The sequence below is a fragment of the Nocardia rhamnosiphila NBRC 108938 genome, from assembly GCF_000720425.1.
Lineage (GTDB): Bacteria > Actinomycetota > Actinomycetes > Mycobacteriales > Mycobacteriaceae > Nocardia > Nocardia rhamnosiphila.
Map to the genome: position 1 here is coordinate 215,998 of NZ_JOAJ01000007.1, position 21,651 is coordinate 237,648.

Annotated in this window: 21 protein-coding genes, 1 tRNA gene, 1 other RNA gene and 1 pseudogene; 13 read left to right on the top strand and 11 right to left on the bottom strand. The window is 68.4% G+C overall.

Annotated elements, in window-relative coordinates:
* Nucleotides 1–4: 4 nt before the first annotated feature.
* From IG75_RS0123190 to IG75_RS0123200, 3 genes are read right to left on the bottom strand one after another with little or no spacing between them, the layout of a single operon-like run.
* Entirely contained in the window at nucleotides 5–1,027 is a 1,023-nt protein-coding gene (locus tag IG75_RS0123190; RefSeq protein WP_030523489.1) for a sensor histidine kinase, read from the bottom strand.
* 4 nt (nucleotides 1,028–1,031) lie between these two features.
* A complete protein-coding gene (locus IG75_RS0123195) occupies nucleotides 1,032–1,712 on the bottom strand; it encodes a response regulator transcription factor (protein WP_030523488.1) in 681 nt (226 codons plus the stop codon).
* A gap of 4 nt (nucleotides 1,713–1,716) precedes the next feature.
* A complete protein-coding gene (locus IG75_RS0123200; protein ID WP_245713278.1) occupies nucleotides 1,717–3,114 on the bottom strand; it encodes a hypothetical protein in 1,398 nt (465 codons plus the stop codon).
* Nucleotides 3,115–3,254: 140 nt separating this feature from the next.
* Between IG75_RS0123200 and IG75_RS0123205 the strand changes: the two genes are divergently transcribed.
* From IG75_RS0123205 to IG75_RS0123215, 3 genes are read left to right on the top strand one after another with little or no spacing between them, the layout of a single operon-like run.
* The gene (locus IG75_RS0123205) at nucleotides 3,255–3,890 is read left to right on the top strand and encodes a glycosyltransferase family 2 protein (protein ID WP_030523486.1); all 636 of its coding nucleotides are present in this window, start codon (nucleotides 3,255–3,257) and stop codon (nucleotides 3,888–3,890) included.
* Nucleotides 3,887–4,576 (top strand): TIGR04282 family arsenosugar biosynthesis glycosyltransferase, encoded by a 690-nt coding sequence (locus IG75_RS0123210; protein ID WP_218028256.1) that lies wholly within the window; start codon nucleotides 3,887–3,889, stop codon nucleotides 4,574–4,576. Before IG75_RS0123205 ends, IG75_RS0123210 begins: the two co-directional genes overlap by 4 nt.
* 35 nt (nucleotides 4,577–4,611) lie before the next feature.
* Nucleotides 4,612–5,274, top strand: coding sequence for an RNA polymerase sigma factor (locus IG75_RS0123215; protein ID WP_030523484.1), 663 nt, complete (start codon nucleotides 4,612–4,614; stop codon nucleotides 5,272–5,274).
* Between the two features lie 7 nt (nucleotides 5,275–5,281).
* On the opposite strand, the gene IG75_RS0123220 is transcribed toward IG75_RS0123215, so the two are convergent.
* From IG75_RS0123220 to pgm, 5 genes are all read right to left on the bottom strand, one after another.
* Nucleotides 5,282–6,244, bottom strand: coding sequence for an L-histidine N(alpha)-methyltransferase (locus tag IG75_RS0123220; RefSeq protein WP_030523483.1), 963 nt, complete (start codon nucleotides 6,242–6,244; stop codon nucleotides 5,282–5,284).
* A gap of 866 nt (nucleotides 6,245–7,110) precedes the next feature.
* Nucleotides 7,111–7,183: transfer RNA gene (locus IG75_RS0123225), tRNA-Ala, on the bottom strand.
* 94 nt (nucleotides 7,184–7,277) lie between these two features.
* The gene (locus tag IG75_RS0123230; protein ID WP_030523482.1) at nucleotides 7,278–8,015 is read right to left on the bottom strand and encodes a DsbA family protein; all 738 of its coding nucleotides are present in this window, start codon (nucleotides 8,013–8,015) and stop codon (nucleotides 7,278–7,280) included.
* A gap of 57 nt (nucleotides 8,016–8,072) precedes the next feature.
* Entirely contained in the window at nucleotides 8,073–9,305 is a 1,233-nt protein-coding gene (locus IG75_RS0123235; RefSeq protein WP_435824644.1) for an MFS transporter, read from the bottom strand.
* A gap of 558 nt (nucleotides 9,306–9,863) precedes the next feature.
* Nucleotides 9,864–11,501 (bottom strand): phosphoglucomutase (alpha-D-glucose-1,6-bisphosphate-dependent), encoded by a 1,638-nt coding sequence (gene pgm, locus IG75_RS0123240; protein WP_030523480.1) that lies wholly within the window; start codon nucleotides 11,499–11,501, stop codon nucleotides 9,864–9,866.
* 528 nt (nucleotides 11,502–12,029) lie between these two features.
* Here pgm and IG75_RS38440 point away from each other — a divergent pair.
* Nucleotides 12,030–12,194 (top strand): annotated as a pseudogene (locus IG75_RS38440) (TetR family transcriptional regulator); the annotation flags it as partial.
* 173 nt (nucleotides 12,195–12,367) lie between these two features.
* On the top strand, nucleotides 12,368–13,696 hold the full coding sequence (locus tag IG75_RS0123250) for a D-arabinono-1,4-lactone oxidase (protein WP_030523478.1): 1,329 nt from the start codon (nucleotides 12,368–12,370) through the stop codon (nucleotides 13,694–13,696).
* On the opposite strand, the gene IG75_RS0123255 is transcribed toward IG75_RS0123250, so the two are convergent.
* Entirely contained in the window at nucleotides 13,661–14,467 is an 807-nt protein-coding gene (locus IG75_RS0123255; RefSeq protein ID WP_245713277.1) for an SIR2 family NAD-dependent protein deacylase, read from the bottom strand. The two genes, IG75_RS0123250 and IG75_RS0123255, sit on opposite strands and share 36 nt — an antisense overlap.
* Nucleotides 14,468–14,904: 437 nt before the next feature.
* Here IG75_RS0123255 and IG75_RS38445 point away from each other — a divergent pair, with 437 nt between their 5' ends.
* The 4 genes from IG75_RS38445 (at nucleotide 14,905) to ssrA (ending at nucleotide 16,369) form a co-directional block, all read left to right on the top strand.
* Nucleotides 14,905–15,093: a hypothetical protein gene (locus IG75_RS38445; protein ID WP_081877101.1), complete on the top strand. Its 189-nt coding sequence runs from the start codon at nucleotides 14,905–14,907 to the stop codon at nucleotides 15,091–15,093.
* Nucleotides 15,094–15,157: 64 nt separating this feature from the next.
* Nucleotides 15,158–15,391, top strand: coding sequence for a WLR motif membrane protein (locus IG75_RS0123265; RefSeq protein WP_030523475.1), 234 nt, complete (start codon nucleotides 15,158–15,160; stop codon nucleotides 15,389–15,391).
* A gap of 49 nt (nucleotides 15,392–15,440) precedes the next feature.
* Entirely contained in the window at nucleotides 15,441–15,914 is a 474-nt protein-coding gene (gene smpB, locus IG75_RS0123270; protein WP_030523474.1) for an SsrA-binding protein SmpB, read from the top strand.
* 86 nt (nucleotides 15,915–16,000) lie between these two features.
* Nucleotides 16,001–16,369, top strand: a transfer-messenger RNA (tmRNA) gene (gene ssrA / locus IG75_RS37885).
* 70 nt (nucleotides 16,370–16,439) lie between these two features.
* Here ssrA and IG75_RS0123275 read toward each other — a convergent pair.
* Complete coding sequence (locus tag IG75_RS0123275; protein WP_245713276.1) at nucleotides 16,440–17,249, bottom strand: helix-turn-helix domain-containing protein; 810 nt, start codon at nucleotides 17,247–17,249, stop codon at nucleotides 16,440–16,442.
* Between the two features lie 88 nt (nucleotides 17,250–17,337).
* On the opposite strand from IG75_RS0123275, the gene IG75_RS40380 reads away from it, so the two are divergent.
* The gene (locus IG75_RS40380) at nucleotides 17,338–17,724 is read left to right on the top strand and encodes a nuclear transport factor 2 family protein (RefSeq protein WP_051714853.1); all 387 of its coding nucleotides are present in this window, start codon (nucleotides 17,338–17,340) and stop codon (nucleotides 17,722–17,724) included.
* A gap of 73 nt (nucleotides 17,725–17,797) precedes the next feature.
* Here the strand turns inward: IG75_RS40380 and IG75_RS0123285 are convergent, their stop codons facing one another.
* Complete coding sequence (locus IG75_RS0123285) at nucleotides 17,798–19,015, bottom strand: MFS transporter (RefSeq protein ID WP_030523471.1); 1,218 nt, start codon at nucleotides 19,013–19,015, stop codon at nucleotides 17,798–17,800.
* A gap of 108 nt (nucleotides 19,016–19,123) precedes the next feature.
* Here IG75_RS0123285 and IG75_RS0123290 point away from each other — a divergent pair, with 108 nt between their 5' ends.
* The 3 genes from IG75_RS0123290 (at nucleotide 19,124) to IG75_RS0123300 (ending at nucleotide 21,631) form a co-directional block, all read left to right on the top strand.
* Nucleotides 19,124–19,483, top strand: coding sequence for an ArsR/SmtB family transcription factor (locus IG75_RS0123290; RefSeq protein WP_030523470.1), 360 nt, complete (start codon nucleotides 19,124–19,126; stop codon nucleotides 19,481–19,483).
* A 130-nt stretch (nucleotides 19,484–19,613) separates the two neighbouring features.
* Nucleotides 19,614–20,516 carry a metal-dependent hydrolase gene (locus IG75_RS0123295; protein ID WP_030523469.1) on the top strand — a complete coding sequence of 301 codons (903 nt, stop codon included), beginning with the start codon at nucleotides 19,614–19,616 and terminating at the stop codon, nucleotides 20,514–20,516.
* Nucleotides 20,513–21,631 (top strand): PDR/VanB family oxidoreductase, encoded by a 1,119-nt coding sequence (locus tag IG75_RS0123300; RefSeq protein ID WP_051714854.1) that lies wholly within the window; start codon nucleotides 20,513–20,515, stop codon nucleotides 21,629–21,631. Before IG75_RS0123295 ends, IG75_RS0123300 begins: the two co-directional genes overlap by 4 nt.
* Nucleotides 21,632–21,651 lie beyond the last annotated feature (20 nt).

Below are 21,651 nucleotides of genomic sequence, written 5' to 3' on the forward strand. Positions count from 1 at the left end.
GCGGTCACTGGCCGGTGATCAGTTGCGGTAGCCGGATCTCGAATCGGGCGCCCGGTTCCCGATTCGTCGCGATAATGGTTCCCGAGTGCACCTCCATCAAGCCGGCGGCTATGGCCAGCCCCATACCGCTGCCTCCGGAGTCACCGACGGGTGAGCGTGCCGCGGTACCCCGGTACCCGGCCTCGAAGATCCTCGGCAGATCACCGGCTGCGATACCGATCCCGGTATCGTCCACCCGGACCCAGGCGAGGCCGTCGTCCGCGCCTGCGGTGATCTCGATCCGGCCGCCCGGCGGCGTATGTGCGATCGCATTGCCGACGAGATTGGTGAGCACACGGGTCAGCGCCTGATCGCTACCCGCCGCCATGATCCGGTTCGGGGGCTGCCGCGCCGATAGCGTCAACCGGGCACGCTGTGCCGCCGGTTCGTTCGCCGCGCACACCTCGTCGACGAGTTCGCGAAGGTCGACGGGCTCCAGATGCAGGTGCAGTGCCCCGGCGTTGATCTTCGCCATTTCGAAGAGATCTCCCACCATGGCCGAAAGCCGGGTGGTGTCGCGCACGATCTGCCGCCCATACCGGGCGATATCGGCGTCGAGATCCACCACGCCGTCGGCCAATGCCTCGCCCATGGCGCGGATACCGGCCAGCGGTGTGCGCAGATCATGACTGACCCAGGCGATCAGCTCCCGCCGGGAGCGCTCGGCGGCACGTTCCTGTTCGAGCATCTGCTTTTCCCACACCAGCTGCCGGGCCTGCGCGCGGCCCAGCAGCACCGCCGCGGGAACTGTCACCGCCGTGACCACGGTGAGCACCACGGCAACGCGGCCGAGTGCATCGGTGAACATCAATCCGCTCACCGCGACGAAACCGGTCAGCGTGGCCACCGTCGGGATCAGGACCAGGATCACCAGGGTCGAGCCCAGCATCCGATTTCGGAGCAGCCGCAACAGCAGCGCGCCCACCACGACAACCGGCAGCGACCCCGCCAGCGCGAGGCCGATCAGGCCGGAGATATCAGCAGGCACCAGCTCAGATTCCGTCCTCGGTGCGGCCCCAGGCGTAACCACGCCCCCATACCGTATCGATCCGGTGTGCGCTGCCGAGCTTGGCGCGCAACCGCTTGATATGTACCGTCACCGTCGACTGGTCGCCGAAGGTCCAGCCCCAGACCTGCGCGAGCAGTTCGGTACGGCTGAACACACGCTGCTGGTTGGCCAGCAGGAAAGCCAGCAGGTCGAACTCCCGCGCGGTCAGGTCGACCGCGGTTCCCTCGATATGGACCGTGCGCGCCGCCCCGCGTAGTTCGACCGGGCCGCTGCGCAATACCAATTCACCCGCCGGCGCCGCGGAATGGGTCCGCCGCAGCACCGACGCCACCCGCAAGGCCAGCTCACGGGGGCTGAACGGTTTGGTGAGATAGTCGTCGGCGCCGGCGCGCAACCCGATTACCCGGTCATCCTCCTCGCCCAGCGCGGTGAGCATGATGATCGGCATATCGGGCCGAGCCCCGCCACGCACGTCCAGGCACAGGGCGATACCGTCGGGCGGCGGCATCATCAGGTCGAGAATCGCGAGGTCGATATCGCCGTCCAGTGCCGTCGCCGCGGCACGGCCGTCGGCCGCCTCGACGACCTCCATTCCGTCCCGTTCGAGATAGCGGCGCACCACCTCACGGACCACCGGGTCATCGTCGGCTATCAGGATGCGCATCGGTTCACCAATTCGCCAGGATCAAGTGGGCTACCAGCAGTGTGCCTATCACCTGCACCGCCAGCCACAGCCGCGTCGTCCGCGCGGGCAGCAGGGCGGTGCAGGCCAGCACCCAGAGATCGAACGGCAGCCAGATCCGCTCGGTCTCGGCTTTGCTCAGCAGGCTGAGATCGGCGACCAGCAGGGCGAGCAACCCCGAGGCCGCCATCACCGCGGCGGGGTCGACACGTCCGCGCCAGTCCTGCAACGCCGCCCGGGGGCCCGCCGGAAACCGCGGGGATCGCGGCAGTGCGAGCGCGGCCGGCAGCCGCATGGCACCCGCGGCGGTAGCCAGGCCGACTGCGCATACGGTGGCCGCCAGGTTGCCCCAGACCCAGTACGACGCCGGCCGCGTGGTGGCGATGCCCTGGTAGTAGCGCTCGACGACGAGGTGGTAGCCGTCCAGCCACCAGAATCCGGACACTGTGAACAGCGCGGCCACCAGCAGGGCGCCCACCACCGCGGGCCACACACCACGCAGGCCGCGTACCGCGAGCACCGCGGCTGCGGGAATCGCCATCAACACGAGGCCATAGTTGAGATACACGCCGTACCCGAACAGCATGCCGGCCCCGAAAGCGGTCAGCGGCCGGTGCTTACCGGGTTCGAGCGCGCGGGCGAGTAGGGCGACCGCCCAGGCGGTCACGCCCGCGAACAGCGCATCCGCGGAGACCGCCAGCCAGATCGCGGCCGGCGCCAAGGCGAGGAACGGCGCCGCGGCGCGGGCCCGCTCCGGCGCCCCGAGCGCACGCAGTGCCACCACCACCGCGACCGCCGCACTACAACCGACCGCGGTGCATATGAGCGCTGCCCAGGTGCCCCCGCCCAATCCCGCCCGATCCAGCAATACGAACGTCAGCAGCGCCCCTGGCGGATGCCCGGAGACGTGAGTGGTCCAGGAATCGGGCTGGAAATCGAGAATGCGGCCGGCGAAGCCGCGCAGCATATCGCTGATATCCGAAACGCCGCCGACCTCATGGAGGTACTCGTGCCCGGTCGTCAGCCGCCCGGCGAAACCGCGCTGCCATCCGTCCACCATGGCCAGGGCGAACGACCAGGCCAAAGCCGTGACCCAGATCGCCGGCAACAGCTGTCGCCAGGGCATTCGCGCCGCGAGACCGGGACCGTACAGCGTGACGAGTACGCCGATGGCGATCGCCGGACCCGTACCCCAGCCCCAGTGCGGCTCCCAGGAGCCGAAGATGGGGGCGGCGGCCGCGTACAGGCTGTCCCGCCACCGGTCATCCGCGAGATGCGGGACCAGGAATGCCAGTGCCACCAATAACGCGGCGCTCAGCGCGCCATAGAGATCGGCCCGCCCGGTACGCGGCCGGAGCACCGGGAGATCAGTGGGATTCCGCACCGCCTCACGGTAGGTTCCGCTGCCCACGCCGCACACCCGTGATTCCCCGGCGTCACCGTTTCGTCATCGGTTGCCGCGGCTTTTTCCGCCGGGTCGGCCTTACGGTCGATGAGGTGAACGGTGGAGAAAGCTTACGGCGGGTGACCGTCGTGTTGCCCTGCAGAAACGAGGCAGGCGCGCTGCCCGGCGTCCTGGCGGCGATCCCGATGGACTACGGGGTGATCGTCGTGGACAACGGTTCGACGGACGCGACGGCAGCTGTCGCGGAGGCCGGCGGCGCCCGCGTGATCACCGAAGCGAGACCGGGCTACGGCAGCGCCGTCCAGGCCGGGGTGGACGCGTCGACAACAGAGCTGGTCGCGGTACTCGACGGTGACGGGTCCATGGATCCCACCGAATTGCCGGGTCTCATCGCCGAGCTCACGCCCGAAGTCACCATGGTCGCCGGACGGCGCCGGCCGGTGCCCGGTGCCTGGCCGTGGCATGCCAGGTTCGGCAACTGGATCCTGGCCACCTGGTTGCGCCGCCGCTACGGCCTCGAGGTCCGCGATCTCGCCGCCATGCGCGTTGTCCGCCGTGCGGAGCTGGCGGGGCTCGGACCGCTGCATCCACGATCGGGGTATCCGCTGGCGCTCCTTGCCCGAGCCGCGTCGGCGGGTTGGCGCGTCATCGAACGCGATATCACCTACCGTCCGAGAAGCCATGGGGTGTCCAAGGTTTCGGGATCACTGCTCGGTGCTCTCCGCGCTGCCCGTGATTTCTGGAGTGTCCGGTGAACGGCGAACACGTCGTGGACGCGACGGTGCTCGTGGTCGCCAAGGCACCGATCGCGGGTTTCGCAAAAACCAGGTTGACCCCGCCGCTGCGACCGGTCGACGCCGCCACAGTGGCCGCCGCCGCACTGCTCGACACCCTTGCCGCCGTGCGCGGCAGCGGCGCGCGGCACACGGTCGTCGCCTGGACCGGTGATCTCGCCCGTGCCGAGTGCTCGACCGAAATCGCGCGTGCGCTGACCGATTTCGAGGTCGTGCCGCAACGCGGGCACACCTTCGGCGAACGTCTGGCCAACGCGCACGCCGACGCGGCCCGTTCCGGCGTGCCGGTACTCCAGATCGGCATGGACACTCCGCAGATAACACCAGAACTACTCGCCGGCGCCGCGGACACACTGCTGTCCGGCCGGGGCACGGTCCTCGGGCCGGCCACCGACGGCGGCTGGTGGGCACTGGGACTCACCGATCCGCGCGCCGCCCGGCTGCTGGCCGACGTCCCCATGTCCACTCACCACACCGGGCAAATGACCCGAGATGCGCTGGCCGCCAACGGGTTCGATATCGACCTGCTCACGACGCTCACCGATGTCGACGATATCGACGACATCGCGCCCGTCGCCGCCGTATCCGGCGGTCACTTCAGTGCCGTGACGGCCCGTCTGATGGTTGCGCCGGGCAGCCGGCTGTAACCGGCCACGAGTCCACTCCAGCGTGAGGAGAGTCCGTGACCACCGACGCCGACCTCCCTGCCGACGATATTCTGGTCAACCGGTTGCGAAGCGGCGACGAAGCCGCGTTCGCACTGATCCTGGATACCTGGTCGGGGTCGATGCTGCGACTGGCGCAATCGTTCGTATCCACACCCGCCTCCGCCGAGGAAGTTCTCCAGGACACCTGGATAGCAGTCATTCGCGGCCTGGACGGCTTCGAAGGCCGCGCCGCACTCAAGACCTGGGTATTCCGCATCTTGGTGAACACCGCGAAGAAACGCGGCATCAAGGAACGCCGGACCATTCCTTTCACCAGCTTGATCCCCGAGGACAGCGGCCCGGCAGCCGGTCCCACGCGTTTCCAGACCTCCGACGACCACTACCCCGGACGCCGGCACAGCGGCCGGGAGCCGCACCGGCGATCCGATCCGGAGAACGAGGCCGAACGCACCGAAATACGTTCGGTCATTGCGGCAGCGATGACCGAACTGCCGGATCGCAGCCGGATCGTTCTGACGCTGAGAGACGCGGAAGGCTACTCCTCCGACGAGGTCTGCGCGCTGCTCGGCATCACCGCGGGTAACCAGCGCGTCATCCTGCATCGCGCCCGTGCCACCGTCCGGTCCCGCCTGGAAACCTACTTCACCGCGACCGGGGATACGTTTGCTCGTCGTTGACCTCGGCTCATCCCGGGGGCCGGACGAGTACCAGTGCGTAGTCACCACCCGAGGCCATCCACATCCGGTCTATCTCGAGATCGACCGCGGTGAACTCGGATTCGAGCTGTCCGGGCCCGAACGTTGCCACCGTCTCGGTGCGAATCTCGGTGCCCGCGGGCAGCTCGACCGTCATACCGAGCGCGTCGATCGAAACCCGCTGTCGGCAGCCGATGCGCAGCCCGAGTTCCAGTTGTGCCGGCTCCGGGTTCCACGCCACGGTGGGATCGAACAGCTCGGGGACGAAGTTCGCGCCGAACTCCCGGTCAACCACGTGCAGGATATTGCGGGTGAATGCGGCATTCACCCCGAACTCGTCGATACGGGCCGCGACGAGCCGCTGTGGGTCACGCACCATATCGACCCCGATCAACAGGGCATCATCCCATTCCATCGTGTCACGCAGCCGACGCAGCACATCGCGACGCTCGCCGGCGGTCATACCGCCGAATGTCCCGCCGAGCAGGGTGATCAGCCGGCCACCACGCGCGGGCAGCAGGTGCACCTCACTGGCGAAATCGGCCACCAGCGCCCGGATCGCCAGTCGCGGATTGTGCCGGGCGATCGAGGCGGCGCTCGCCACCAGGGCCTCCCGGCTCTGCTCCACAGGGGTATAGACCTGCAGCGTTGCGGCGAGCCCCGCGACCAACATCCGCGACACCTCCGGCGTACGTGGTCCCAGTTCGAGTAATGTGACCGCGCCGGTCGCACCCGCGATCGCCGCGGCACGCGTGGCAAGGATTTCCGATTCACACCGGGCCGTATAGAACTGCGGCAACCTCGCCATATCCTGCCGCAACCGGATACCACGATGGTCGAACAGCAACCGGGACGGCAGCCGGGGCGGCCGTACGGACAACCCTGCGGCGGTCTCCCTCCGCAACAGGCCGCCCTGCTCGTTCTCGGTCAGTAATCGGTCGATCAACAACATGCCCAACTCTCCGGATATCGCAGTGGCCGCGTGGAAAGCATGGGCGGCCGTCGATCCCCTGTTCCGTTGGACGGGAAACCGTTACACATTGCAGCGTGACCGAGGAACAACCATGCGGAGCGGTCCGGCACCTCCTGCGATTTTCTCCGCGAACAGCGGTCAGCGGAACGGGAGAGCACTGCCAAGGCGACACGCGCGAGGTACTCGTCGGCGTTTCCTCACCACGATCCTGTCGATGATCAGCATCGTCGCCGGCTCAAAGCACCTGTCACGACCGGTCAAGGCGACGAAGGGAGCAACTCGGCATCCAACGAGGAAAACAACGGACCGCAGCCACCTCCCAGGCCTGTCTCGGCGCTCCACGACACTCCGATGCGTGGGTCTTCAGCCAGCGTCTCTCGCTCAGCCGAGGGCAAAATCCCCTTCTACCTCCAGCTGACCAGAGCGGATCCCCAGGGCCGACCGCGTTCCTATCTTCGACGTGCCCTGCCGAGGGCACCGACCTGCGACAACGATTGCGGAAGGTCAGCACAGTGTCGGGCGCACGTCGTTGGAATGGTTGAGTCTGCATTCGTACATCGGATTGGGCACGGCCCAGGTCGACTGCCGTGTCAAGCGCGATCAACCGTGGCACGACCGTCCCTCGACGACAATCGACAGCTCCATCGCAGCCACGCGGCATCAGGGCGGTTGGGTAAGACGATTGCTATCGAATCCGCCGGTCCGGTCTCGGCGGATACAGCTACACACGCGATCGCGTCGATTTCGGCAAATCGAAACTAGACCAAAACGGGGGGTAACCGCGGGGTCAAACACAATAAATAGGTCAGGCCCGGTCTTAGACCGGGCCTGACCTGCTACTTTTGTGGAGCTAAGGGGACTCGAACCCCTGACCCCCACACTGCCAGTGTGGTGCGCTACCAGCTGCGCCATAGCCCCGGATGTCTGCCGCCGGTTCCCCGGCTGCCTGAACGAAGTTACACCACTGGGACGCCGGGAGCCAAATCGCCTGGATTCCGGGTGAACGGCCAGGTCACGGTGCCAGCTGCTGGACCCACTCCGGCTCGTTGACGTCGATCTTGGTGGTGCCGTCGAACACACTCGGGGTGGCGGCGGCGCCGTCGAGGGCCGCGGTCAGGGCGTCGAGGGTGGCGGCGGCCTGGTCGGTCACCTGGCCGCGGCGGGCGCCGCCGGTGATGCAGTCGCGGGCGGGGCCGGTGGCGCCGGATTCGGTCGCGATGGTGAGCAGTTCATCGTCGGTGAGTTCGGAGTCTTCGGCCGGCTGGCGGGTGGTGAACAGGGCGTCATGGAACCTGGAGTAGATGACGCCGGAACCGGTGTCGGCGACGCACTGGAGGGCGGCGATGGCGCGGGTGGAGTAGTCGCCGCTGGACGATTTGGGGTCGAGGAAGTTGACGAAGCGGTAGTGGACGGCGAGTTTGCCCTCGTCCAGCTTCTGCGCGATCTCCTGGCCGTAGAGGGTTTCCAGGGTGCCGCAGGACGGGCACATGGGATCTTCGTAGACCTCGATCGTCTTGGGCGCCTCGGGGCGGCCGAGCCGGACGCCGCCGTCGCTCTGCAGGGCGGCGGTGACGGCCTCGTTGCGCACCGTGCCGTATCCCTCATTCCGGACCTCGGCCTGCTGGTCGCCGCCCCAGCGGTAGGCGAACACGACGATCAGCGCGATGAGAACCAGGGCCAGCGCGCCGAGGGCGTAGGTGGTCCGGTTGGACATCGGCCGCGGGGTGTAATCGGACGGCTTGTTGCTCACGCGACCACTCTGCCGCATCCGGGCGAACCGGTCACGCACGAATCACTCACGCCGCGGTCAGGTGCGGTTTTCCGGGTTGCTCGCCATGGTTGCGGAGTCGGCGGGGCCGGCGGCCGAGGTCTTCGGCATGGAGACGCCGGAGGGCGCGGAGGCGTTGCCGGGTTCCGGCGCGGCGGGAGCGCGATCCATCGGTTCGGGCACGATCAGCCAGGCCAGTGCGGCGACGGCGAGCAGCGAACCGGTGACGGCCAGGCCGGCGCCGTAGGACAACCGCTGGGCGATGGCACCGACCACAATCGGGCCCAGCACCGTGCCCAGGTCCTGGGCCATCTGGAAACCCGCGAGCATGGTGCCGCCGCGGGCGCGGTTGCCGATGATATCGCCGACGGCGGCCTGTTGGGCGGGGGTGAGCAGGCCGGACCCGATACCGGCGACGAACGAGGTGACCAGCAGCCAGGTCAGGGTGGGCGCCAGGCCGAGGCCGGTGGTGCCGACCGCGCACACCAGCGCACCGGAGATGAGCAGCGGGCGGCGGCCGTAGCGGTCGGACAACCGCCCGGAGAAGAACAGCACGGTCGCGTTGCCGGCCGCGAACACGGTGAGCGCGACTCCGGCCATCCCGGCCGACTGACCCAGCACTTCGACCACCAACAGCGGAACGAGCGCCATCCGTACCCCGAACACCGCGGCTCCGCTGGCGAAATTGGAGAACAGTGCCGCCCGGTACTCGGGGCGCGCCAGCCCCTGCCGGAAACTCACAGTGGCGATATCGCGGCCGGTATCGGATTCGGTGAGGCGGGAATCGCGCAGATTGAAGTAGACGACCGCGACGGCGAGCAGCAGCGCCACGGCGTAGATGAGGAATGGGGCGCGCAGACCGAAGCCGGCCAGCGCGCCGCCGATCAGTGGGCCGGACAGGCCGCCGATGAGAAAACAGGTGGACCACAATCCGGTGACCCGTCCCCGTTCGGTCGGCGGGGAGAGCCGGATCACCAGCGCCATCGACGAGACGGTGAACATGGTCGACCCGACCCCGCCCAGCGAGCGCAACACCATGAGCTGCCAGTAGGTCTGCGCGAAGGCGCTCGCCCCGGTGGAGATCGCCACGATGAGCAGGCCGACCAGATAGATCCGCCGCTCCCCCAGCAGTTGTACGAGCCGGCCGCTGACCGGCGCGAACAGCAGCCGCATGGCGGCGAAGGCACTCACGATGGCGGACGCGGCCGCCACGCCCACCCCGAAGCTGAGCGCGAATTGCGGCAGCACCGGCGACACCAGGCCGAACCCCATGGCGATACAGAAGGCGGCGCCGACCAGCACCCATATCTCGCTGGGTAGCGGCGGTTTGCCCGAGCTGTTCACGCGGCGGCGGGCCGGGAGCAGGCGCCGGAGTCTCGGTGTTCGCGCTGTGGCCTGCCCACCCGTTCCGTACACATTCCCGGATCCGGGTCGATCGTCTGCCAGGGCCTCACCACTCACCCCGGCAGTCAACGCCGGGGTGGACCCGACAATTCCCCGCGCCGACGCGGGGTTCACCGAGCCGGGCCGACGCGGCCGAATCGGCCCGCGTAGGCGCGACGGCCGTTCCCGTCCGCCGATCCAGTTCGGGAAGTTTTGCCGATTCAGTTCGGGACGTCTATCCCCCAACCGTCCCCGACTCGGCAACCCGGCCCGTCGGCCCCTGCCCACCGGTTCTCGTAACGCCCCGTCGGCCGAGCCCCGGCTCCAGGCTTCCAATCCGGGACCGGTCCCGGCCTCCGGGACCGTACTGTCGACCGGCCCCGGCTTCGGGGATCCTTCCCGGACCGGCCCTGGGCCGCGCCGACCTGAAGCGGCCCAGGCCGCGCACTACCCGTCGGCCAGTACCCGCCCGACCATCTCCCGGGCCGCCTCCTGCACCTGCGTGAGGTGTTCGGCGCCGTGGAAGGACTCGGCGTAGATCTTGTACTTGTTCTCGGTGCCCGACGGCCGCGCGGCGAACCAGGCGTTCTCGGTGCTCACTTTGAGTCCGCCCAGCGCGGCGCCGTTGCCGCGGGCCCGGGTGGCGATGTCGGTGATGGGTTCGCCGGCGATCTCGTCGCCGGTCACCTGTTCGGGGCTGAGACCGGCGAGCAGCTTCTTCTGTGCGGGGTCGGCGGGAGCATCGATACGAGCGTAGGCGGGGCTGCCGTAGCGGCGTTCCAGTTCGTGGTAGCGGGTCGAGGGGCTCTGCCCGGTGACCGCGGCGATCTCGGCGGCCAGCAGGGCCAGCAGGATGCCGTCCTTCTCGGTGGTCCATACGGTGCCGTCCATCCGGAGGAACGAGGCGCCCGCGCTCTCCTCACCACCGAACGCGAGACTGCCGCTGAACAGTCCCGGGACGAACCATTTGAACCCGACCGGCACCTCGTACACGTCGCGGCCCAGCACACTCACCACCCGGTCGATCATCGAGGAGGTGACCGCGGTTTTGCCGATCTTGGTGAGCGCGTCCCAGCCCCGCCGGTTGGCGACCAGGTATTCGATGGCCACCGCGAGGAAGTGGTTCGGGTTCATCAGGCCGCCGTCGGGGGTGACGATGCCGTGCCGGTCGGCGTCGGCGTCATTGCCGGTGGAGATGTCGTAGTCGTCGCGGATCGCCACCAGCGAGGCCATGGCGTGCGGGGACGAGGGATCCATCCGGATCTGGCCGTCGCTGTCGAGCGTCATGAACCGCCAGGTGGGGTCCACGCTCGGGTTCACCACTTCCAGATCGAGGTCGTAGCGCTGCCCGATCTCCTCCCAGTAGTCGACGCTGGCACCGCCCATAGGGTCGGCGCCGAGCCGGATCCCGGCGCCGCGGACGGCGTCGAGGTTCAGTACCGCGGGGAGGTCGGCGATGTAGTGGTCGAGGTAGTCGTAGCGCTGCACCGAGTCCATGGCCCGGGTGAGCGGAGCGCGCTTCACCTCGGCCAGCCCGCCGCGCAGCAGTTCGTTGGCACGTTCGGCGATGCTGTCGGTGGCGCCGGTATCGGCCGGGCCGCCGTGCGGAGGGTTGTATTTGATGCCACCGTCGCGCGGCGGATTGTGGGACGGAGTCACCACGATGCCGTCGGCCTGGGCCCGGGCGCCGTCCCGATTGTGGCGCACCACCGCATGACTCAGCGCGGGCGTGGGAGTGTAGCGGCCCCGGGAATCGACCACGGCGCCGATATCGTTGCCGGCCAGCACTTCCAGGACCGTGGTCCACGCGGGTTCGGACAGCGCATGGGTGTCGCGGGCGAGATAGACCGGTCCGGTGATGCCCCGGGTCGCCCGGTATTCGACGACGGCCTGGGTGATGGCCAGGATATGCGCCTCGTTGAAGGTGCCGTCCAGACTCGAACCGCGGTGCCCGGAGGTACCGAAGAGCACCCGCTGAGTGGGTTCGGCCGGGTCGGGCACCCGGCTGTAGTACGCGGTCACCAGCCCCGGAACATCCACCAGATCGCCGGGGCGGGCGGGCCGTCCGGCTCGATTGTGGGCCATGCTCGGGTCTCCCTTCGTGGTCGGCCGCACGCGGCTGGTCATCGTGATCACCGGAACGGCCCCGCGGCCGCGTCCGGTGCTCCGGACCTTCCCGACACCATCATGACCCGACCCCTCTCGCTCGTACCGTACTGCGTTCAGCTCGTGCCGTACTGCGTTGCCATGCCGTGCCTTCCGGCCATCTCGCGGGCGGCCGGACCGGGCCACGACGACAGCAGGATCGGCACACCACTACTCGGTGGAGACCCCACACCGGCGGCTACCGGTCCGAGCAGTGTACGAACCCGGCCGGGATGGCCGGAAAGGGTGGTGAACTCCGCCGCTCGTGCGGCACCGAAGACCGGACGGCGGGTCCGAGGTGGTCCTCGATGCCGGTGACCAGCAACTACTGTCCTATCGGCAGGAGGGGTCCGGCCGCGGGGGAACCGCCGAATACGCGGCCCCGCAAATGGTCCCGAGCGCGCCGGGATCGATTCGGCCGGATCGAAAGAGATTCCGGTTAATTCGTAGGTTGCTACCATCCCGGATGTGAATCTCGCCACCACTACGCCCCGGACGCGCCGGCTCCGGGTCGATGCGGCGCGTAATCAGCAGCGGATCGTCGAGGCCGCACGCGAGTTGTTCGCCGCTCGGGGACTGGATATCACGCTCGACGAGGTGGCCGAACGCGCCGGGGTCGGGGTGGGGACGGTGGCCGAGAGTTCGCCCCCGCAGCCGCTGACGGTGAACGCACTCGGCCTGGCCGAGGTCGAGCAGGCCAAGGCCGCGAAACCGGGCCCGATGCCGATCCGCCGCCGCTGACCCGCGCGTGTCGATTCTCCGCCCTTCTTCCCCATCGGCCGCACTCTTCCCTTAGAGTTGGACGCGTGACCAAGTTATGGGTGAACTGGGCCGGTGATCAGCAGTGCACACCGGCCCGCCTGTGCGCGCCGCGCGATCAGGCGGAACTGTCCGCCGAACTCGCCCGCGCGGCCGAGGCCGGGCATCGAGTCCGCGTCGCGGGCTCGGGTCACTCGTTCACCGACGCCTGCCTCACCGACGGCGTGCTACTCGACCTGTCCCGGATGAACCGCGTCCTCGAAGCGGACCCGGCGACCGGGCTGGCCCGGGTGCAGGCGGGGACGACCCTGGCGGCACTCAACGCCCGGCTCGACGAGTACGGCCTGGCGTTTCCCAACCTGGGCGATATCGATGTCCAGACCATCGCGGGCGCCACCGCCACCGGCACCCACGGCACCGGCGGCCGGCTGCCCAATATCTCCGCCGCCCTGCACGCGGTGGAGCTGATGACGGCCGATGGCCATATCGTCGAACTGACCGAGGAGTCCAACCCGCAGGCCTGGCGCGCCGCCCGGGTCGGACTGGGCGCCCTGGGCGTGGTGACCGCCTTCACTCTGAAACTCGTCCCCTCGTTCGTCCTCGAAGGTGTCGAACGTCCGGTCCCGGTCGACGAAGTACTGGCCGATCTGGACTCCTATATCGACGGCAACGACCATTTCGAGTTCTACATGTTCGCGCACAGCCCGATCGCCATGACCAAGCGCAACAACCGCGTCGATCTCCCCGCCGCGCCGCGACCCGCACCGGTGGACTGGTTCGCCGACATCCTGCTGTCCAATCACGCCTTCGACGCACTGTGCCGGCTCGCCCGCCGCCGGCCCGGACTCATTCCCTGGATCCAGCGCGGGGCCGCCTACGCGGGCAGCTACCGCCGCCAGGTCGATCGGTCCTACCGGGTCTTCACCAGCCCCCGGCTGTTCCGCTTCACCGAAATGGAATATGCGATCCCCCGCGAGCATTCGGTCGCGGCGATCCGGGAGATCAAGGAGACCGCCCGGCGTTTCGACAGCCCGATGCCGATCGAGGTGCGCTGGGTGGCGGGTGACGACGCGTTCCTCTCACCCGCGGGCGGGCGCGCCACCTGCTATATCGCGGTGCACCAGTACCAGAGCATGGACCACGGGCCGTTCTTCCGCGCATGCGAGGCGATCTTCGATCGCTACGACGGCCGCCCGCACTGGGGCAAACGCCACTATCAGACAGCGGAGACACTGCGCGGCCGCTATCCCGACTGGGACCGGTTCGCGGCGGTGCGCCGGCGCTACGACCCCGACGGCCGGTTCGCCAACGTCTATCTGGACCGGGTCCTCGGCCCGGTGTCAGCGACCGAGGATGCGGTCGACCAGCTCGGGTAGCGCGGTGCCGATCGGTTCGCGCACGACCTCGGTCGCGAGCGAATCATAGGGCGTCGGTTCGGCATTGACGATGATGAGATCGGCGCCGGCCGATACCGCGCGCCCGCACAGCGAGGCCGCCGGCTCCACCTGCAACGAGGTACCGACCGCCAGGAAGATCTCGGCCGTCTCGGCGGCCAGCGTCGCTTTGATCAGCGTGCGGTGATCGAGGGCCTGGCCGAACATGATGACATCGGCCTTGAGGACTCCCCCGCATGTCGGGCAGGGCGGATCCACTTCCCCGGCGGCCACCCGCTCCAGCGTGGCGGCCATGGTGGCGGTGTAGTCGCACTGCACACAGACGACGTCGAACATATTGCCGTGGATCTCCACCACCCGCTGCGGTGCGGATCCGGCACGCTGATGCAGCCTGTCGATGTTCTGGGTGACGATGGTGAGCGCCCGGCCCGCTCGTTCGAGATCCACCAGCGCACGGTGGGCGCCGTTCGGTTCGGCCGCCCACGCGGGATTGTCGCGGCGGGCGAGCCAGGATTTCTCGCGCAGCGCCGGATCGGCCAGGTAGTGGTCGTAGGTCGACAGCAGTTCGGCGATGGGGTCTTCGGTCCAGACTCCGCGCGGCCCGCGGAAGTCGGGGATACCGCTGTCGGTGGAGATTCCGGCGCCGGTCAGTGCGGCGATACGGCCGGTGCGTGCGTACCAGTCGGTCACCGCCCCGCCTCCGGCCCGCCGCGCGCCGCGCGGGGCGGCGTCACCCGAGGGGTTGGATTGCACATGCCACGAGCTTAGGCAGCCGGCACCGCGCACGGCACGCGACGGTCTTCGAACAGGCCACAGTTAATCGTTGGCAAACAGTTTGCTGTATTCCGATTCGGCTTCCGAACGCCATGGAATCTTCGGGTCGCGATAACTGTCCGTAAACCGACCCCAGGTCTTTTAACAGGCATTTTTACCGAAAGATCACGAGCTCATCGCACAATTGCCCGATCTCACCGACGGAGCTGTGATGGCCATCTCTCGATTTGCTGAGCGGTATCCAGGAGGAGATTTCTCCGTTACTGTTAACACATCCACACCGCCACCGAAACGGAGGTTCTGCCATGGCTCACCACCGCATTCCCCGTACGGCGGACCAGCGGGTCGGATACCATATTCCGAGCGATTACGGCAGTCACGGTTTGATAACCCACGCCGCCGGGTACACGGAAGATATGACAGCACTGCGTAACCGACCCACCCGGATCGCCGGTATGGAATGGGGCACCGCGCTGCTGGCCCTCGCCACGTGCCTCATTTTCAGCACCGGCATCGCCGCTATCACCCAATCCTTCGCGACCGCGCTGGTCGCCACCGCCAGCATTCTCCTTGGCCTCGGCATCACGCTGCGGATCCTCAGATAAGCTCGGCAGCCCGAATTCGCGTGCCCCGCCCGCGAATATCTGCCCGCACGGCTAGTCTGCGAGCATGGTATCCGGGGACGGGTCCGACGACACCATCGGCGGAGACGGGGGCGGCTCCCCCGGCGAACCGGCAGACGGTCCACCACGGGGCCGGAGCGCGGACCCGGCGGTGGAGAGCAACTGGCTCGATCGCCGATTCCGGCCGCATCCCGCCGGCAGGCCCCGGCTCTCCACCGTCCTGCTCGTCCTCGCCTTCGCCGGCGTGCTGGTTCTGTATCTGATCCTGCAACCCGGCTGACCAGCGACCGGGAATAATCCGGTTGTCGCGGCCGCTTAAGGTTGTCGTTATGAAGGAGAACGGGCGCAAGGTCATCGCGACCAACCGCCGGGCACGGCACAACTACACGATCCTGGACATCTACGAGGCCGGGATCGCGCTGGTCGGTACCGAGGTCAAGAGTCTGCGTGAGAGCAAGGCCTCACTGGTGGACGCCTTCGCGACCGTGGACAACGGCGAAGTGTGGCTGCGGGGTCTGCACATCCCCGAGTTCAGCCACGGCACCTGGACCAACCACGCACCGCGCCGGGTCCGGAAACTACTGCTGCACAAACGGGAGATCGAACGCCTGGTCGGCAAATCGCGCGAGGGCAATCAAACCCTCGTTCCGCTGTCGATGTACTTCTCCGACGGCAAGGTGAAGGTGGAACTCGCCCTCGCCAAGGGTAAGCAGGACTACGACAAACGGCAGGATCTGGCCCGGCGGACCGCCGAACGCGAGGTCACCCGCGAGCTCGGCCGCCGCATCAAGGGCATGCGTTGAGCAGCCCCGGCGGCGCCGGAAAAAGGGAATGAACCACGGTGGGTCAGGTGTTAACATGACTAGCCCGGCAAGGTGCCGGGACGTACGGGGCTGAACGGTTTCGACTGCGTACGTAGATTCAGGGGAAGCGTGTCGGTGCAGGCAAGAGACCACCGTAAGCGTCGTTGCAACCAATTAAGCGCCGATTCCAATCAGCGCGAGTACGCTCTCGCTGCCTAAGCGATAGCGTCTCTGTCGGCCCGAGGTTCGCCCTCGGCTTCGGTGCCGGCATCAGCTAGAGGGCTCACCGCGCGACTCGGTCGCGGAGTAGTGCGGGACATCCCACAGCGACTGGGATCGTCATCCCGGCTTGTTCGCGAGACCGGGAGATCCGAGTAGAGGCACAGCGAACTGCACACGGAGAAGCCTTGATGAAGCGGCGGAGGACCCGGGTTCGATTCCCGGCAGCTCCACGGAAGGCCCGCAGGTCACCGACCTGCGGGCCTTTTCTTTCGGCAGACCGTTTCCCGGCTCCGAGTGACTCGCTCACCCGGACAGCCGCGGCGCCCGTCCTCCCGTAGCTGCCTCACCCACCAGGAAACGGGCGGTCGCGGCGTCGGCGGGCAGATAGGTTTCGACGGCGATCTCGGCGAGCGTGATATCGAAGGCGGCGCCGAAGGTGGTGACGGCATTGATGAAACACAGGCGGGTGTCGCGATACTCGAGATGGATCGGCAGGGCGATCTCGGCCGGGTCCGGCTGCGGATCGCCGGGCGGGGGCCCATAGGCCATCAGTTCGTCGTGCAGTGCGCCCAGTTCGGGGTCCCCGCTCTGCGCGGCCTGGCGGGCCAATCGTGGCAGCAGGTGACCCCGCACCTGCGCCAGGTTGGCAACCCGGGGCGCGAAGCCGCGCGGGTGCAGGCCCAGCCGCATCATGTTCACCGGTGGCAGCAGCAGCGCCGGGTCGACGCTGTCGAGGAGGATATCGACCGCGTTGTTGGCGAGCAGCAGATTCCAGCGGTGATCGACCGCGAGTGCGGGGAACGGTTCGTGGGCTCGCACGAACTGTTCGAGTCCCTGCCGCACCCTTGCCATATCAGGGTGGCCCAACGGGCGCTGCCGGTAGACCGGGGCGTGTCCGGCCGCGACCAGGAGGCGGTTGCGTTCACGCAGCGGTACCGCGAGGTGTTCGGCCAGACGCAGCACCATCGCGCTGCTGGGGACGGTGCGCCCGGTCTCGACGAAACTGAGGTGGCGGGCCGAGATATCGGCCCGGATCGCAAGGTCGAGCTGGCTGAGGTTGCGGCGGTGCCGCCATTCCCGTAGCAGCGCACCTACGGGCCTGTCTTCGCTCACATCTCGAAGTATCTCCGGCCCGGGCGGCGCGTCGCCACTACCACCCAGGTAATCGACGAGCCCGGCCGCGGCGTGCGAGCGTCGGAGGATGACCGAGCACCCCGACAGCCGAGCCGAGCGCAACCGGCGACTCGTCGTCCACGGATTCACCGAGTTCGCGGCCGGGAACACCGAGATACTGCGCACTCTCCTGCGGGAGGACTTCGTCGAACACAGTCCGGGCAATCCGTCCGGACGCGATGCCTTCATCGAGTTCATCTCCGCCGCCCCGGTGGCACGCGCCCGGCTCGAACTACGGCGGGTGATCGCCGACGACGACTATGTGGTGCTGCACTACCGCATGACGACACCGGAAGACACGCGCGGCACTGCTGTGGTCGATATCTGGCGGCTGGTCGGCGATCAGATCGTGGAGCATTGGGATGTGGTCCAGCCGGTGCCCGACAGCGAGCGGATTCCGCACGGCATGTTCTGACAGCTTCGGCATCCCTGCGGGGACCCCCGAGGCGCTGAGGCGGGGCCCGGCCGGGCCGGGACCCGCCTCCCCGTTACTCGCGTCCGGCGTGCAACCCGGCCGCCACCAAGGACCCGCCGGCCAGCGCGACGGTCGCGGCGACCAGTGCGAAAAGGGTGACACCCGCGGCGAAACCGAGACGGTCGCTGAGGAAGCCCAGGGCCAGGATCAGCAGACCGGCGAAGGCGTAGGCGCCGATATTGAGTGCCGCGTTGGCCTCGGCCAGCCGGCCGGCCGGGATATCGGCATTGAGCAGAGCCAGTCCGCCGAGCATTCCCGGACCGTAGGCGGCCCCGGCCAGGACCGCGGCGCCGGTCAGACCGGCCACCGAGGAGGTGTCGACCGCGACGACCAGCGTGGCCACACATGCGATAGTGCCGGCCACCGAGATCAGCAGCAGCCGGCGCACCGGCAGACCGCGCAGGGCGAACTGACTCCCGGTGGCGACGGCGAAGGTCAGGCAGGCCAGGGCACCGGCGACGATCCGGTTGGTCGTGCCGAGCAGTTCCGACAGCAGGGACGGCGCCAGCGAAAGCATGAACGCCGTCGTGGTCAGCGCGGCACCCGCCACGGTGACGGCGACGAGCAGTTGCCGCCGGTTCGGGTGCGGCACCCGGGGCACCCGGATCCAGGCCGCGCTGCCCCCGGCACCGGTGCGGGGAATCGGCACCAGCACGACGATGGCCAGCGCCACCAGCAGGAACAGGGTTTCGAGTAAGAAGACGGTCACGGTCGGGCCGGGCACGGTTTCCGAGAGCACCCCGCCCAGCAGCGGGCCCAGCCCGGTACCGACCGCGATTCCGACCGCACCGGCCAGCGCCGCTGATCGGGTGCCGACCGGGCCCGCGATATCGGTCACCGCGGCCACGCCCGCGGAAACCATGGCGCCGCTGGCGATACCGGTCAGGGTGCGGGCCACGAACAGGGCGAGGGTGCTCGGCGCGGCGGCGAAGAGCAGCCCGGCGGCGATCGCCAGTACGAGGGCGGGCACCAGCACCGCTTTCCGGCCCAGCCGGTCCGAGGTGACTCCCGCGACGAGGAGGGCGAGGGCCATACCGGCCATGTAGCAGCAGAACACCGCGGTGAGAGTGCTCTTGCTGAAACCGAATTCGTCCTGCCAGAGCACATACAGCGGGGTGGCCGCATTCGCGAGGCCGAAGACCGCGGCGATCGGCCAGGCGGCCGACCAGATACGCAGGTGGGTGCGGCGCTCCCCCGGCGGGCGGGCGACGAGGGCGGCGGTTACGGCCATAGTGCGCTCCTGACTCAAGTACGAGTTTTTTCGAACAAGTACGAACAGAGTCGAACTGTAGCATCAAGTACGATAATTGTCGTACTTGCTGACGAGCCGAGGAGAACCGTGCCGGATACCACCACCTCGCCGGGCCGCACAGACACACCCGGCGAGTTACTTCCCGAGCCCACGCGCGCGGAATTACGCCTGGAAACCGTGCTGGCCGCACTCAGCGATCCACTGCGACTCGCCATCGTGCGCGCGTACTACCTCGATTCGGGTGGTGTACCGCAGTCGTGCGGCTGGTTTCGGATCGATCGGCCGAAATCGACGCGTACCCACCACTGGCGGGTACTCCGCGAGGCCGGATTGATCCGGCAGTGGCAACACGGCCTGGAACGCCGCAATGTGGTGCGCGTCGAGGATCTCGACGCGCGGTTCCCGGGCCTGCTGAACCTGGTCGCGGACTGGGAGCCGCCGGACTGACCGGGCAGGCGTTCCTGTTACCCATCTTTTCTGTAACTCATCGTCGCACTAATGTGTATCATCACAGGTGCCGGTGAACCGCCCGCCGCGACGCGTCGCCGCTGGTACCGGTGACGATCGAGGAGGATCGATGAGGCTGTTCGGCAATTCCGCCCCCACCCGGGCGACCGATCCGGGAGACGTCGCGTTGCACGCACGCGATGTGCGCTTCGACTGGGCCGATATCCCGCTGCACTGGATGGCCGCCGAACCCATCGCCTCCCATGTGATGAACTCGCTCAACCTCCTGCTGCCCGAAGGCGAACGCAGCTTCCTGACCACTTTCGGCGAGGCGCTCCCGTTCGTGCGGGACGAGAAACTGCGCGAGGATATGCTCGGCTTCATCGGCCAGGAGTCGATGCACGCCGAAACCCACGCCGGCTCCCACGACATGTTGCTCACCGCCAACGGTATCGATCCGCTGCCGTTCCTGCGGCAGGCGGAATACCTGTTCCGCAAGACCGTCGGCCCCCGGCAGAGCACCGGGACGCGGGCCGGGCGGCAGCAGCTGGTCGACCGGCTCGGGGTCATCGCCTCGCTGGAACACTTCTTCGCGTTCCTCGGCGACTGGGTGCTCAACAGCGATCTCGAACAGTTCGGCGCCGACCCGCGCATGCTCGATCTGTACCGCTGGCACGGCGCCGAAGAAGTGGAACACCGCAATGTGGCCCACGATGTCGCCGAATACTTCGGCGTGGGCTATTTCCGGCGCGGCGCACTGATGCTGCTGGTCTTCCCGTCGTTCCTGATACTGCTGGTACGCGGCACGAAATTCCTGGTGCACCGGGACCCGTCCCTGCCCGATCCGGGCTATCCGCGGCTACTGCTGCGGATCTTCGGCGCGATGCGGCGCGGCGCGCTACCCGGTGTCCCCGCCCTGCTGATCAGCGCGCTGTCGACGTTCCGGCCCGGGTACAGCCCGGAATCGGTCGGCTCCACCGCGCAGGCGATCGCCTATCTGGCGCAGTCCCCGGCCGCCCGGGCGGCCTCGTGACCATCGCCGACCCACCTCCGGGGGCGTCGCTTCCGCTGCCGGCCGATCTGTACGGCAGACCGCGGCGCGACCGGACCCTGCGTCTGCTCGACGCCGTGGTGGACGCCCGCATGCGCTGGACCGCCCTCACCAATCGGCGCGAGCCGAGCGCACGCGCGGACGACGGGCGGATCGGTGTCCGCGTCGTCGAGCGGCGGATCCGCGCGCACGACAACGACGTAGTGAGTCTGCGCCTGGCCGCGGCCGACGGCCGGGACCTGCCGAGATGGCGGCCGGGCGCACATCTGGACGTGGAGCTGCCCTCCGGGCGGCTGCGCCAGTACTCGCTGTGCGGGGACCCGGCCGATACCCGCACCTACCGCATCGCGGTCCGGCGCATCCCCGGCGGTGGCGGAGGCTCCGAGGAGGTGCACCGGGCGTTGACCATCGGGTCCGCGTTGACGGTGCGGGGCCCGCGTAATGCGTTCCCTTTCGCGGTACCGGGCCACGGATCTCCGGCCACCCGGCTCCGTTTCGTGGCCGGAGGTATCGGTATCACCCCGATCCTGCCCATGATCCGACTGGCCGACTCCCTCGGCATCGACTGGACCGCGGTGTACACCGGACGCACCCGCGAGACCCTGCCCTTCCTCGACGAAGTCGAGCGCTTCGGCGGCCGGGTCACCGTGCGCACCGACGACCGGTCCGGGCTGCCGACCGGCGCCGAACTGGTGGACGGCGCGCGCCCGGGTACCGCGGTGTACTGCTGTGGTCCGGCACCGATGGTCGGCGCGGTCACCACCGCCCTGCGCGGGATCTCCGGTGTGGAACTGCATTCCGAACGATTCTCGGCACCACCGATCGTCGACGGCACGCCGTTCGAGATCGAATTGGCCCGCAGTGGTGCGGTACTCGCCGTCCCGGCCGACCGGTCCGCCCTGGACGTACTGCTGGCGCACCGTCCCGACCAGCCGTATTCGTGCCGCCAGGGTTTCTGCCGCACCTGCCGGGTACGGGTCCTGGCCGGTTCACCCGACCACCGCGATTCCGTCCTGACCCCCGCCGAGCGTGCCGCCGGTGACCTGTTGGCGTGCGTATCACGCTGTGCGGGTGACCGTCTGGTACTCGACCTCTAGCATTCCGTGAGCACCGAGGA

What these genes read in the sequence shown, in the direction of transcription:
- IG75_RS38445 (WP_081877101.1), top strand. Translation starts at nt 14,905, where the DNA reads ATGACAGCACTGCGTAACCGACCCACCCGGATCGCCGGTATGGAATGG.
- IG75_RS0123220 (WP_030523483.1), bottom strand. Translation starts at nt 6,244, where the DNA reads ATGTTGTTGATCGACCGATTACTGACCGAGAACGAGCAGGGCGGCCTG.
- IG75_RS0123295 (WP_030523469.1), top strand. Translation starts at nt 19,614, where the DNA reads ATGAGGCTGTTCGGCAATTCCGCCCCCACCCGGGCGACCGATCCGGGA.
- IG75_RS0123235 (WP_435824644.1), bottom strand. Translation starts at nt 9,305, where the DNA reads ATGGGGTTCGGCCTGGTGTCGCCGGTGCTGCCGCAATTCGCGCTCAGC.
- IG75_RS0123265 (WP_030523475.1), top strand. Translation starts at nt 15,158, where the DNA reads ATGGTATCCGGGGACGGGTCCGACGACACCATCGGCGGAGACGGGGGC.
- IG75_RS0123195 (WP_030523488.1), bottom strand. Translation starts at nt 1,712, where the DNA reads ATGCGCATCCTGATAGCCGACGATGACCCGGTGGTCCGTGAGGTGGTG.
- pgm (WP_030523480.1), bottom strand. Translation starts at nt 11,501, where the DNA reads ATGGCCCACAATCGAGCCGGACGGCCCGCCCGCCCCGGCGATCTGGTG.
- smpB (WP_030523474.1), top strand. Translation starts at nt 15,441, where the DNA reads ATGAAGGAGAACGGGCGCAAGGTCATCGCGACCAACCGCCGGGCACGG.
- IG75_RS40380 (WP_051714853.1), top strand. Translation starts at nt 17,338, where the DNA reads ATGACCGAGCACCCCGACAGCCGAGCCGAGCGCAACCGGCGACTCGTC.
- IG75_RS0123285 (WP_030523471.1), bottom strand. Translation starts at nt 19,015, where the DNA reads ATGGCCGTAACCGCCGCCCTCGTCGCCCGCCCGCCGGGGGAGCGCCGC.